12 protein-coding genes are annotated in these 12227 nt (G+C 36.2%); 4 read left to right on the forward strand and 8 right to left on the reverse strand.

Translation table 11 applies throughout. From position 1 onward, the window contains the following. Positions 1-232: 232 nt before the first annotated feature. The 6 genes from J3U24_RS06660 to J3U24_RS06685 form a co-directional block, all read right to left on the reverse strand. A complete protein-coding gene (locus J3U24_RS06660) occupies positions 233-1255 on the reverse strand; it encodes a hypothetical protein (protein WP_267346983.1) in 1023 nt (340 codons plus the stop codon). A gap of 367 nt (positions 1256-1622) precedes the next feature. Further along, complete coding sequence (locus J3U24_RS06665; RefSeq protein WP_267337812.1) at positions 1623-1820, reverse strand: hypothetical protein; 198 nt, start codon at positions 1818-1820, stop codon at positions 1623-1625. Positions 1821-1847: 27 nt separating this feature from the next. Further along, a complete protein-coding gene (locus J3U24_RS06670; RefSeq protein ID WP_267346984.1) occupies positions 1848-2207 on the reverse strand; it encodes a hypothetical protein in 360 nt (119 codons plus the stop codon). A 76-nt stretch (positions 2208-2283) separates the two neighbouring features. Beyond that, positions 2284-2838 carry a hypothetical protein gene (locus J3U24_RS06675; RefSeq protein ID WP_267346985.1) on the reverse strand — a complete coding sequence of 185 codons (555 nt, stop codon included), beginning with the start codon at positions 2836-2838 and terminating at the stop codon, positions 2284-2286. Beyond that, positions 2810-2959, reverse strand: a complete 150-nt coding sequence (locus J3U24_RS06680; protein ID WP_267346986.1) for a hypothetical protein — start codon at positions 2957-2959, stop codon at positions 2810-2812. Before J3U24_RS06680 ends, J3U24_RS06675 begins: the two co-directional genes overlap by 29 nt. A gap of 51 nt (positions 2960-3010) precedes the next feature. Continuing rightward, a complete protein-coding gene (locus J3U24_RS06685; RefSeq protein WP_187755594.1) occupies positions 3011-3472 on the reverse strand; it encodes a hypothetical protein in 462 nt (153 codons plus the stop codon). 989 nt (positions 3473-4461) lie between these two features. On the opposite strand from J3U24_RS06685, the gene J3U24_RS06690 reads away from it, so the two are divergent. The 4 genes from J3U24_RS06690 (at position 4462) to lysS (ending at position 8802) form a co-directional block, all read left to right on the forward strand. Beyond that, complete coding sequence (locus J3U24_RS06690) at positions 4462-5184, forward strand: type 1 glutamine amidotransferase (protein WP_065733574.1); 723 nt, start codon at positions 4462-4464, stop codon at positions 5182-5184. A 186-nt stretch (positions 5185-5370) separates the two neighbouring features. Continuing rightward, positions 5371-5997, forward strand: coding sequence for a Fe-Mn family superoxide dismutase (locus J3U24_RS06695; RefSeq protein ID WP_065563798.1), 627 nt, complete (start codon positions 5371-5373; stop codon positions 5995-5997). A gap of 166 nt (positions 5998-6163) precedes the next feature. Then, positions 6164-7262, forward strand: a protein-coding gene (gene prfB / locus J3U24_RS06700; protein WP_141677433.1) for a peptide chain release factor 2 whose coding sequence is annotated in 2 segments (ribosomal slippage) — positions 6164-6238 and positions 6240-7262 — 1098 coding nt in all. Because the reading frame shifts where the segments join, the coding sequence is not laid out codon by codon here. Positions 7263-7287: 25 nt separating this feature from the next. Continuing rightward, the gene (gene lysS, locus J3U24_RS06705; RefSeq protein ID WP_065733572.1) at positions 7288-8802 is read left to right on the forward strand and encodes a lysine--tRNA ligase; all 1515 of its coding nucleotides are present in this window, start codon (positions 7288-7290) and stop codon (positions 8800-8802) included. 264 nt (positions 8803-9066) lie between these two features. On the opposite strand, the gene J3U24_RS06710 is transcribed toward lysS, so the two are convergent. Further along, entirely contained in the window at positions 9067-10422 is a 1356-nt protein-coding gene (locus tag J3U24_RS06710) for a hypothetical protein (RefSeq protein WP_267337809.1), read from the reverse strand. Positions 10423-11201: 779 nt separating this feature from the next. Next, positions 11202-12227, reverse strand: a 1026-nt coding sequence (locus tag J3U24_RS06715) for a hypothetical protein (protein WP_267337808.1), incomplete at its 5' end; no start/stop codon positions are given.

Here is a 12227-nt window from a genome sequence, read left to right on the forward strand (position 1 = left end):
TATATACATCTTTTCCTTCATTTGGATCTTTTGCACATAAATCTTCGTGACATTTTACATCATCAATTGTTAAATTATAGTGTTGTAAAAGAAATTTAACTAAACAAGATAATGACTTAGCTTACTCTTCTGTTACCTCCTGCCAATAGCCGTGAGGTAATATTGTTTACTTACCACCATTCATATTTATGAGGGTGATAAGCATAATAATCGTTTGTTTACTACACAATCTTTAATTCAATTCATCAATTTCTTTATCCACAAATTTGCGTTCGACAAGCTCACCGTCTTTATAGGTTTCTGTGTACAAAAGTTTGCCTTTTTTAGCAGAAGATAGATCCTTAGAACCATCTAATTTCTTTTGATAGTCTAATTGATAACATTTCCGGACATTATCAAGTAAACCATTTTTATATTCCGATTCGAGATAAATATAACCGATACCTAGAGGCGCATATTTACTGCCTGTTATCTCTATCCATACCCCCTCGCGAGTATGGTTTTGAACTAAACCTTCCTCTGTAACATTAAGATCTGTATTTTGAAAAGAACCATTAGTATCATAATAGCGGATGAATTTGCCTTGGGAGGTCAGTTGATATGTTCTTTTTTCATAAGCATCACTGTCTATCTCATCACTACCAAGATCCCTAATAATTATTTTCCCATTGTTATAATGGAAAAATCGATAGCTTCTACCCAGATCATTTCCATATTCGTAAGTGGCTGCTAATTTATCCACAATTTGATCAGAGCTGATAGAGATAATGGATTGAAAAATAAGGTGTCTTCCATACTCGCAATGGTTGCATTCTAACTCAAGGTTCTCGGTGGTGAGTAGAAACAGATCAAACTGAGGAAAGCCGGCTATTTTTTCCACATGAACTGTAATCTTCTGGTTTAAAATATCGTTGATATTAAATGGGATATCATAGGAATCCTGAACAACCTGCTTTAAATTTTCTTGGGTTAAAGTAATCTTATAGGATTGTTCTGATTGGGACTGCTTATATAAATTCCTGGCTAATTCATCAAAAGCCTTTTCATTCCCCGAACGTTCACTTTCTGTTTCTGCATGTTGCCAATGTGTGGCAAAAGGATATAAAACATGTTTATCACCAATTGGCGGGCTGGCAAGCGGAGCTTGCATAATTTGGGTAATAAGATCGTCTTTTTTATTTTTATTAATCGGTTGGCTATTCGCTATTTGATTACTCATAAATAAGAGGGTTATACATGCTATTATCAATCTCATTGCCAATATTCCTTGTTTATTTTTTACAATGTTTCCCCCGTACTTTAAAAAACGCTTGTATAGAATAACGGGTGCAGTATATGAGTGCGGTTTTCAGAATTTATGGAGAGTATATACCTAATTTCAGATAATAGTGAATTTATTTCCGCTTTATTTTAGGTGGATTTTTAATTGATAACTTACTATGAATATTAACAATTTTTGCCAGAATATTTTTTTATTATCACGCATATTATGCACGGCAATCCATAGTAAAAAAATCCTGAATAATTATATATCATTTAGTCGCAATAAATTGGTATATCATTATTCAGGATTTTTATGTTGATTTTCTATAAAACTATTTAAAACTAATTCTTTTTTAAAACTATAATTTTCTATTGCCTAATACGCCATATTTGAAGTAATCTTCCATACCTATATTATCCTCAGTATTATAATCAGCAGGTATAGGGCAGTCCAATATTTTGGTCTCAATTGGTAAAGGTTTTAATTTTATTTCCTTAGTGACTTCATAAATTTTTTCAATCTCAAAAAAAACATTTTCTTCATCAAATGTCCCCAAACAAATTCCATTTTTATTATTTTCTAATCAAACATCAATAGAATATACATATTTATTAGCAACGGGGAGCACATCTTTTAAAATGTCATTTTTATCATATAAGAGAATATAATAATTTTTATGATTATCTTTAATTTCAATGGGTCGAACATAATAAAACTCTGTATCAAGACCAAAAGTATCTGGAAGCAAATAGTCTTCATTATTAAGATTAAAAAGCTTGTCTAACTCTTTTGATTTAAAATAATCATTATTTCGATCATATTCTTCATAGACAAATTTTGTATCTATATATTGATTTTCGTAGGCATTACAACTGAATGGTAAAAAAATTGCTAAAAATAAACTAATCAAATAGTTTTTAATTTTAGTGCGGTTTATTTTCATTTTCATCATCTTTATCTTTGGTATTATAGGAATTTAGTCTAATTTTTGCCGATATATTTTTTTATTACCACGCATTTTATGCACTGCAATCCATAGTATAAAAATCTAGAATGGATAAATACCATTTATTATCTAATTGGGTTAGATAAAATATAAAAATATTTTTTTCATGATTCGGTATTATACCTGGAAAGTTTTCTATATAGACAACTTTAACTGTTTTAGGGGCTATTTTATCGGCAATGGATTGATATTCCTCCCAAACAGGATTTTTTTCAAATTGATAGTGTTTTAGTTCCCAATGATAATAACCAAGCGCTATTTTTAAAGCCTCAATATTTTTTTCTTTTGAATTGGCATACAGACCTAGTTTAGTGACTTTTTCACTACATGGATCAAATGTAGGATATTGTTCATATTGTATTTTAGGATTGCCAGATATTGAAAACCCTAGCAATTCATCGTCTACCCAAGACGGTATTGTATTTTCTATTATTTTATTATTCGATTTAAATTGTTCAATTCTTCTCATTGTTGGGCTGGTACTTCCATTATATACAATGAAAAGACCTATATCTTTATTAATATATTGGTTAATTTCTTTAAAATTCTTTTTTATTAAAAAGGTCAATAAGTTGATAAACCGTAGCATCAAAATGTGGGATTGTTTGAGTCACTGCTGATTGATTTTCTATTTTTTGACTACATGCTATATTAGCCAAAGACAAAAGAATCAGTAATAATATTCTCATGTTAAAATTCCCATGTTTTTTAGTTGTTTATCTTTCTTTCGAACTTAAACTTCATTTGCCATCAAATTCGACTTTTCCATGACTTATCCATTGATTATCTTTCCACTCACCGTCACACATCTCTACCCCAGACCAGACAACTTTTGAGTTTTTGATATCGATAATGACACATTGATAGTTTTCGTGTAGCATTTTTTCATTGTCTGATATTTCAACATAACCTTTGATAATCGCATCCATTTTAACATAATGTTTATTATCAGATATTTTAATATCTATTGAGTCAATACCGGTATATTGCTCATCATCATAATATCCTTCGATTTTAGATGTCACTTCATTGTTAATTAATCTTGGATCTGAATAAAGATTGAATTCTTTATTATAAGTTAAGAAGATTAATTCTATTTGATCGGTAATTTTTAATTTATTAGCAATAGGGACTGGTTTTATAGTTGTACCTACACAGGAAAGGCTAAAAATAAGTAATGTTATATATAATAAATATCTCATAAATCTTGCTGTTGCGCTTATCACATCTTATGAAGAGTATATACCTGATTTCAGATAATAGTGAATTTATTTCCGCTTTATCAAATACCCAGTGATTATTTTTGAAATGGGATAAATAAGCATCCAGTTTAAACTTAAAATCATCATCAGAATAAATTTCTTTGATGTCTTTGTTTATAAGTTACGATATATCATAATTATCTAATCATCTTTCGAGTAACTGTTTCTTTATTTCGTTACTTAATAATTGTGGTTAATTAACCGCTTTATAAAAAGCAAAAAAATATCAAAAAAGTAATATGTGGTAAAAATTGCTTCATAGGGTTTTCTCTTTTGTATTTTTATGTTTTAAAAAAAACAGTATAAGTAAAACTGAAATATAAAGAATTAAAGGAATCTTATAAATCATATCAATGATATTTTGTCCTATCATTTCATTTTCATCAGAAAACAAAACATAATAACTATTGTGACTTAAATAATTAATATAATTATAATTTTCAGAAAGAGGATTCAATTTTAGCGCCAAAAAGACAGTAGGATCATCGTTGCAAATAAGAATTTGGGTAAAACCTTTAATTAATAGTAATAGTATTATTAAGATCTTTAATAATTTCATATTGTCATCCATTTATAATCTTATTGAACTGATTGAATTTCGACTTTAATTCGGGGATGTGCTTCATAGATATTAATTTTTCCCTATTCTTTTCTTCCAATAATATAATGATATTCAATATCTACCCAATTATTTTTTACAATATGTCTTTTTTCTACTTGATTAACTTTTGTAGTAAAACCATAAAATCTCTCGCAAGAACCAATTTTACGCATTCTAAATCCGATTAAAGCAGATTTTTATGCCAAATATCCCACATACAAAACGCCAAATCTTCACATTTCATAATAAAAGATTCATAATAAACTTCGCGTTTAATTGTCCATATTCGATATAAAATAGAATCGATAAGATTAAAGGAGATTGACCAATGCATGTGCACTTTATCATCCACGAAGATTTCGAAGCACCTGGCGCATATGAGCAATGGGCAAAAATGCATCAACACACCATTAGTTATTCTCGTGTTTATCTTGGTGAGCCGCTTCCCGATAAGATAGATAAGATTGATATGTTGATTATCATGGGTGGTCCTCAATCACCAGCAACGACCAAAAAAGAGTGTCCACATTTTGACTCATTAGCCGAGCAAGCCATTATATCTACGGCAATCAAATCACAAAAAATAGTCATCGGTGTCTGTCTTGGCTCGCAATTAATTGGTGAAGCCTTAGGTGCACATTTCGAGCATAGTCCGGAAAAAGAGATTGGCAAATTCCCAATTACGTTGACCGAAGCAGGCAAAAAAAATCCGCTTTTTGCGCATTTCGGTGATAGTTTGGCGGTCGGCCACTGGCACAATGATATGCCAGGTTTAACTCAAGATGCCCAAATCATTGCCTATAGTGAAGGCTGTCCACGGCAAATCATTGCCTATGGTCCATTCGTGTATGGTTTTCAATGTCATATGGAGCTAACCCATGACGTGGTTGAACAACTTATTGCTCACTCTGAAAACGACCTAAAACAAGCCGAGAAATACCGTTTTATTGATACTCCCCAGCAACTTCGTTTACATGACTATTCTGAAATGAATCAAAAGCTTTTTGGATTTCTAGACAAGTTAAGCCTTTTATCACAGACCCAAAAATAATAAATTTGATGATGATATAGAAACAATCCAAAGCTATATCATCAAAAAATCATAAGTAACGAAAATTAAACAAAAATTAGGATAGCCACCAGCTATCTAAGTAATAGTTTGTGAGATATATTGATAGTTCGTATACTCATAAAATAATGTAGTTAATAATTCCGATTAGATGAAAGGAGCGATTCCATGGCTTACACACTACCCCCTCTACCTTATGCTTATGATGCTTTAGAACCTTATATTGATACTGAAACAATGCATCTACACCATGATAAACATCATCAAACTTACGTAAACAATGCCAACGCATTATTAGAAACCCTACCTGCTGAATTAAACGATTTTTGTCCAGAAACATTATTAAAAAATTTAGACAAAGTACCAGCAGACAAATTGACTGGAATTAAAAACAATGTCGGTGGTCACGTTAATCACACCCTATTTTGGGAACTGCTAAAAATTGGAACCGAGCTTAAGGGCGAACTTAAAGCGGCAATAGAAAAAGATTTTGGTTCGGTTGATGCGTTTAAAGAAAAATTCTCAGCAGCAGCTGCAACCCGTTTTGGTTCAGGTTGGGCGTGGTTAGTATTGAAAAATGACAAACTTGAAGTCGTGTCAACCGCGAATCAAGATACCCCAATTATGGGCGAAAAATTTGCCGGCGTTTCAGGCACACCAATTCTAGCGCTTGATGTTTGGGAACATGCTTACTACTTAAAATACCAAAACCGCCGTGCGGATTACATTGGTGCATTTTGGAATGTCATCAATTGGGACAAAGTCGCTCAATTATATGCAGCAGCCAAAAAATAATCATCTCAAATAAACCTAAAAAATGACGCTTTATGCGTCATTTTTATTTTTTAGCATAGCGTTAAACGATCGCATTTACTCAAATGGCTAAAGCAAAGTCATTGCTAAGTTATACTTAAATCCGTTACAATGTACGATTAGTTAAAAACAGCAAAAACAGCAAAACATGTTTGAAATTAATCCTATCAAATCAAAAATAACCGAATTAACCGAACGAACGAATGTCATTCGGGGGTATCTTTGACTATGACCTCAAAAAAGAGCGTCTAGAGGAAGTCAATGCCGAACTAGAACAATCCGAAGTTTGGGCCGATCCAGAAAAGGCACAAGCATTAGGCAAAGAACGCGTCGCGCTAGAAGAGATCATCAATACCATCAATACCTTAGAACAAGGTCTGGACGACGTCGAAGGACTACTTGAACTTGCTATTGAAGCAGAAGATCAAGACACTTTTGACGAAGCCAATCAAGAAGTTGAACAACTCGAAAAAAAGCTAGCCGGTCTTGAATTTCGCCGAATGTTTTCGGGTGATTATGACAGTGCTGACTGTTACTTAGATATCCAATCAGGCTCAGGGGGTACTGAAGCCCAAGATTGGGCGGAGATGTTACTGCGAATGTACTTACGCTGGGCTGAATCGAAAGGTTTTACAACCGAAGTGATGGAAGTATCAGACGGCGATGTAGCTGGCATAAAATCAGCCACAATCAAAGTAACCGGCGATTATGCTTATGGTTGGTTACGCACTGAAACCGGTGTCCACCGTTTAGTACGAAAAAGCCCATTTGACTCAGGAAACCGCCGTCATACCTCATTTGCATCGGTATTTGTCTATCCAGAGGTTGATGACAATATTGATATCGACATCAATCCAGCCGATCTACGCATCGACGTTTATCGGGCATCGGGCGCGGGTGGTCAGCATGTTAATAAAACCGAATCTGCTGTACGTATTACCCACGTACCAACCGGAATTGTGACACAATGTCAAAATAACCGCTCGCAACATAGCAATAAAGATCAGGCCATGAAACAGTTAAAAGCAAAACTGTATGAGCTTGAAATGCACAAAAAGAATGCCGAAAAACAACAAATGGAAGAGAACAAATCCGACATTGGTTGGGGCAGCCAAATTCGTTCGTATGTACTTGATGATTCACGAATCAAAGACTTACGCACAGGCGTTGAAACACGCAATACGCAAGCCGTATTAGACGGCGATTTAGATCAATTTATTGAAGAAAGCTTAAAAGCCGGTTTATAACTGGTAATAAATAAAAGGTAAAATTATGTCAACACAGCAAGAGCAACAAAACCATATTGAAGAGTTAAATAACGAGCTTACAATACGTCGTGAAAAGCTAGCTGCAATTCGCGAACAAGGCATTGCTTTCCCGAATGATTTCCGTCGTGACGCAATTTCAAGCGATCTTCATAAATTGTATGATGAAAAAACTAACGAAGAGTTAATTGAAAACAAAATTATTGTAACCGTTGCGGGTCGAATGATGATGCGCCGTATTATGGGTAAAGCCTCATTTGTATCATTACAAGATGTTGCAGGGCAAATCCAACTCTATGTCACTCGTGATGATCTACCCGAAAATTACTACAATGAACAATTCAAAAAATGGGATCTTGGTGACATCGTTGGGGCTAAAGGCTACTTATTCAAAACCAAAACAGGCGAACTATCAATCCACTGTGAAGAAATCCGCCTACTAACAAAAGCATTACGCCCATTACCCGATAAATTCCATGGCTTAGCAGATCAAGAAATGCGCTATCGTCAACGTTACCTTGATTTAATTACTAATCAACAATCACGTGACACCTTTATTGCGCGCTCAAAAGTGGTAACTGAAATCCGTAACTTTATGTTAGAAAACCACTTTATGGAAGTAGAAACCCCGATGATGCAAGTCATCCCAGGTGGTGCATCAGCCAAACCATTTATTACACACCATAATGCGCTTGATCTAGACATGTATTTACGAATTGCGCCAGAACTTTACTTAAAACGTCTAGTGGTAGGTGGATTTGAGCGTGTATTTGAAATCAACCGCAATTTCCGAAACGAAGGGGTATCGCCAAGACATAATCCTGAATTCACCATGATGGAAATGTATATGGCTTATGCCGATTATAAAGATTTGATTGTATTAACTGAAGCGTTATTCCGTCGTTTAGCCATTGCCGTGACGGGGAATGCAGTAGTGCAATATGGCGAACACACTTTTGATTTCGGCAAACCATTTATCAAAATGACCATGCGTGAAGCAATCTGCCATTATCGCCCAGAAACCAATAATGCTGATTTAGATGATTTTGACAAAGCTTGTGCGATTGCAAAAGCAGTGGGAATCAAAGTGGAAAAAGGCTGGGGACTTGGTCGAGTGGTAACTGAAATATTTGAAGAAGTGGCTGAAGCTAACCTCATTCAACCAACATTTATCACCGAATACCCGGCAGAAGTCTCACCACTTGCTCGCCGAAACGATGAAAACCCATTTGTAACAGACCGCTTTGAATTCTTTATTGGTGGACGTGAAATTGGTAACGGCTTCTCAGAACTTAATGATGCCGAAGACCAAGCACAACGTTTTGCTGACCAAGTATCACAAAAAGACGCGGGTGATGATGAAGCAATGTTTTATGATGAAGATTACATCACCGCATTAGAACATGGCTTACCGCCAACAGCAGGGCTAGGAATTGGGATTGACCGAACCGTAATGCTATTTACCAATAGCCATACCATTCGGGACGTCATCTTATTCCCAACAATGCGTCCAGTTAAATAGTTTCGACAAAGTTAATCAAACTCACTTATTCACCAATAAGTGAGTTTTTTTATATCAAAAACCCCGCTCCTCAACTTTTTTGCGATAAAATACCTAAAAAATAAACCCGCCTAAGCGGGTAATTCAAACGCCGCTTAGCCGCAAAATCGCTTTTTTTATGGCTAAACGACGTTGACTCCTTGAGTCAGCTTACTTTTAATCACCTAATACTATTTTTTATCACCCCCGCCCCCGGCCTAAGGATTAAGGACGAAGAAATAAAAACTAAGGATGGGAGCAAAGTCCGTTGTCGTCGCGGTAGGTGTTGGCCCAACCCGCGTAACCGTCGCGAGTGTTCACGAGAAACTGGCTACTACCATGCGGGTCACTAGTCCAGTACCAAAAGCCGTCGAAGCCAACGCCTGAGTAAGTGGGCATATCACCCCACTCAGTGAAAAAACCAGCATCTATATGACGCATGTAATGATTACCCGGCGAGGAAGGGGTGGCGCCGACTGAACCACGACACTCATATTCGTTAGGGGAGCCTGTCGGACAAGATGCATTGGTTAAATCCTTTACGCTAGGAAGGCGATAACCAAGACTATTACACCAAGATAATGTATTAGAATAACCGTAAGAGTTAGTACCACGGTGGACGAACCATTGCTTCAAAGTAAAACCATATTTAACAACAGGAGTACCATTATTATCACGACCGACCAACTCGAAGGTCTGAGGCAAAGATGGAGTAGAAATACGACCAGGATTGTCTGAACTATGCTGGGATTCGGTAGCGTAAGGACCAGTTAAAGTAACACGAACGCTTGTAGCAGTAGGATTAGACATTGTAACTGTAATGCCTCCTTGATATACCGGAGACCAAGACAATGGCTGACTAACACCTCTAATATCTAAGTCAAAGTACAATCCATTAGCACCAGTTGTAGGAAAGTTTCTACCGTAAGATGATGGACCAGTTGACTGAGGGATAAAACCATTAGCAGGGTCCCACATCGAAGCTGGGCCTTGGAAATCCAAACCCAAATCATTCTCATCAGGCTTACCATACAATAAGTTAGGCCGAGCAAAACAAACCACAGGCCCAGCCTTAGGATTGACGTAATAAGTCTCACTACTTTCACGGAAAGTACTACGATTAGGAATACCGTAACGAGTAGATAATGTACCGTCAGTACTGGATAACATAACACGATAAGGTGCGTTACAAATTGTTGGAACGTTACTACGTGATACAGACTGATTGTTTTTATCGACGATAGATAAACTTAAAGAACCAGTAGCAGTAACGTCAGCATCACCATCATCATCACCCCAATAATTATTAGGAGGACCGATAAGAGAACTCAAAGCGACTGAATTAGTATTAGTAGGAACGAACATACTTATATCAGCAAAACTCTGACCCACAACCGGCAAGACGATTGGGGTTGTAGATGATGAATTGGTAGAAGGCGTATATTGTGTACCATCAGATAGTGTAATCCCAAGCAGACCGTTAGCATCAACAACACGAGTACGACCACCATCGAAAGTCAGATAAGGTGCACTACCCTCAATATGATTTTTTGTTGTCTGTGAAGTCAATGCATGACTGGGAAAAGAAAGAAAAAACACCACGAATAGACCTAAATGGATCCACCGGGATAATTGTAGAAGATATAAGGATCTAAAAAAGGATCTGAAAAACGATCGAGAAAAGGATCGCGGAAGCGATCGCGCGAAAATTCGCAGAATTTCACTTGATTGAGTAGAAAAATAAGTTTCAGTAAAAAAATTAAACTGGGTGCTGGACTTAGACGAATTTAAAAGATAGGTTGGCCAGGTTGCCTGTTGCCTGTTGCCTGTTGAAAATTATAATGCATTTTGGACTACCTTGTCAAGTAATTTTTTGATTTATTTGTAATTTTATACTTTTATATCAAATTTTAGCCTTGTAGCTAAAACCGTGTAAAAAGTATAGTGATTGGAAAAACACGATGCAACATTTTTTTTCGCTCAATTACGTTAACTTTTGTAAATCGGATCTAAAAATGATCTAAATTATAATTGGTTAATTGATGTTTTAATTAGAGATATTCCAATTACAAATCTTTAAAATTAGAGCGATTGATCCTTAAAAATTTTATTTTAGGGCTTAAAATAGGAATTTTGATCATTTAATAATTTTTAAGTGAAATTTAAAACCCCAAAAACCCCGCTCCTCAACTTTTTTTGCGATAAAATACCTAAAAAATAAACCCGCCTAAGCGGGTAATTCAAACGCCGCTTAGCCGCAAAATCGCTTTTTTTATGGCTAAACGACGTTGACTCCTTGAGTCAGCTTACTTTTAATCACCTAATACTATTTTTTATCACCCCCGCCCCCGCCCTAAGGATTAAGGACGAAGAAATAAAAACTAAGGATGGGAGCAAAGTCCGTAGAAGTCGTAGTAGGTGTAGTACCGATACACGTTACCATTGTGGGTGTTCACGACAAACTGGCTACTAACAGACGGGTCACTAGTCCAGTACCAATAGGTGTCGAAGCCAACGCCAGAGTAATCAAACATAGAACCCCACTCAGCGAAAAAACCTGAACCTATATGACGCATGTAAAAATTACCCGGCGAGGAAGGGGTGGCGCCAGAGATAGCAGGAGAGCCTGTAAGAACTGCGTTGGTTAAATCCTTTACGCTAGGCATTCGATAACCGAGACTATTACACCAAGATAATGTATTAGAATAATTTGCCTTCACAGAACCAGTGTTCACGAACCACTGCTTCAAAGTAAAACCATATTTGACGACTGGAGTACCATTACTATCACGACCGACCAACTCGAATGTCTGAGGCAAAGTAGGTTTAGAAATAGGAATAGGACTGGATGAATTAATCTGGGATTCGGTAGCGTAAGGACCAGTTAAAGTAACACGAACGCTTGTAGCAGTAGGATTAGACATTGTGACTGTGATACCTCCCTGAGAAACACGAGACCAAGACAATGGCTGACTTACACCACTAATGAGTAAATCAAAGTACAATCCATTAAGACCAGTTGTAGGAAAGTTTCTACCGTAAAGTGACGGGTCTGTTTCTTGAGTGAGAAAACCCTTACCAGGGTCCCACATCGAAGCTGGGCCATGTTGCTCAGAATAAAGGATATACGTACTTGGTTTGGCGAAACAAACCACCGGCGAAGCCTTAGGATTGACGTAATAAGTCTCACTACGGGCACTGAAAGTACTACGATTAGGAACGCCGTAACGAGTAGATAATGTACCGTTAGTACTGGATAACTTAATCCTATAAGGTGCCTTACAAATTGTTGGAACTGTACTACGTGATACCGATTGACCTCTTTTATCGACGATAGATAAACTTAAAGAACCTGTAGCAGTAACGTCAGCATCACCATCATCATCACCCCAATAATTATTAGGAGG

Source organism: Gilliamella sp. B2785, from assembly GCF_026537005.1.
GTDB lineage: Bacteria > Pseudomonadota > Gammaproteobacteria > Enterobacterales > Orbaceae > Gilliamella > Gilliamella apicola_E.

Bases quoted from the DNA above. Each gene is read 5' to 3' on its own strand.
- J3U24_RS06660 (WP_267346983.1), bottom strand. From the start codon at position 1,255: ATGAGATTGATAATAGCATGTATAACCCTCTTATTTATGAGTAATCAA.
- J3U24_RS06670 (WP_267346984.1), bottom strand. From the start codon at position 2,207: ATGAAAATAAACCGCACTAAAATTAAAAACTATTTGATTAGTTTATTT.
- J3U24_RS06680 (WP_267346986.1), bottom strand. From the start codon at position 2,959: ATGAGAATATTATTACTGATTCTTTTGTCTTTGGCTAATATAGCATGT.
- J3U24_RS06685 (WP_187755594.1), bottom strand. From the start codon at position 3,472: ATGAGATATTTATTATATATAACATTACTTATTTTTAGCCTTTCCTGT.
- J3U24_RS06690 (WP_065733574.1), top strand. From the start codon at position 4,462: ATGCATGTGCACTTTATCATCCACGAAGATTTCGAAGCACCTGGCGCA.
- J3U24_RS06695 (WP_065563798.1), top strand. From the start codon at position 5,371: ATGGCTTACACACTACCCCCTCTACCTTATGCTTATGATGCTTTAGAA.
- lysS (WP_065733572.1), top strand. From the start codon at position 7,288: ATGTCAACACAGCAAGAGCAACAAAACCATATTGAAGAGTTAAATAAC.